This is a genomic window from Anaerotignum faecicola (assembly GCA_024460105.1).
GTDB lineage: Bacteria > Bacillota > Clostridia > Lachnospirales > Anaerotignaceae > JANFXS01.
Genome location: JANFXS010000184.1, coordinates 1 through 493, shown reverse-complemented (window position 1 = coordinate 493; position 493 = coordinate 1). Strand labels below are relative to the sequence as shown.

Below are 493 nucleotides of genomic sequence, written 5' to 3'. Positions count from 1 at the left end.
CTCCAACCAGCGGCTTCTTAGCTGCATAAGCGATAGCCTTTGCCTCGGCTACCCCCACCAGAAGCGCACCTACCAGGCCCGGTCCGTAAGTCACGCCCACGGCGTCCATCTCCTCCAGCGTCATCCCCGCTTCCGAGAGCGCCGCTTCCACTACCTGGTTGATCTTTTCAATATGCTTTCTTGACGCGATCTCCGGCACTACCCCTCCATAGATCGTGTGAAGGGCGATCTGGGAGGAGATAATGTTGGACAGCACTTCCCGGCCGTTCTTCACCACTGCCGCCGCAGTCTCATCACAGGAGCTCTCAATCGCCAGTATATAGATATCTTCCTCAGTGTGATTCTTTTTCATTTCCTCTGCCTCATCAGTCTTCATCGAATTCCAGTTCCGCGGTCCATGCGTCCTTTGCCGCCTTTGCCCGCGGAAAGATCTCTCTTACCTTGTCCATAAACTCCTCAGGCCTCGTCAGGGAGGGGCTGTAATGGGTCAGCC

General features: G+C 55.8%; 2 protein-coding genes. Both read right to left on the bottom strand.

Annotated elements, in window-relative coordinates; genetic code table 11:
* On the bottom strand, positions 1-352 hold a 352-nt coding region (locus NE664_13430; protein ID MCQ4727634.1), incomplete at its 3' end, for a tRNA (adenosine(37)-N6)-threonylcarbamoyltransferase complex transferase subunit TsaD.
* Positions 353-365: 13 nt separating this feature from the next.
* Positions 366-493: ribonuclease Z (locus NE664_13425; GenBank protein ID MCQ4727633.1), on the bottom strand; the 128-nt coding region annotated here is incomplete at its 5' end.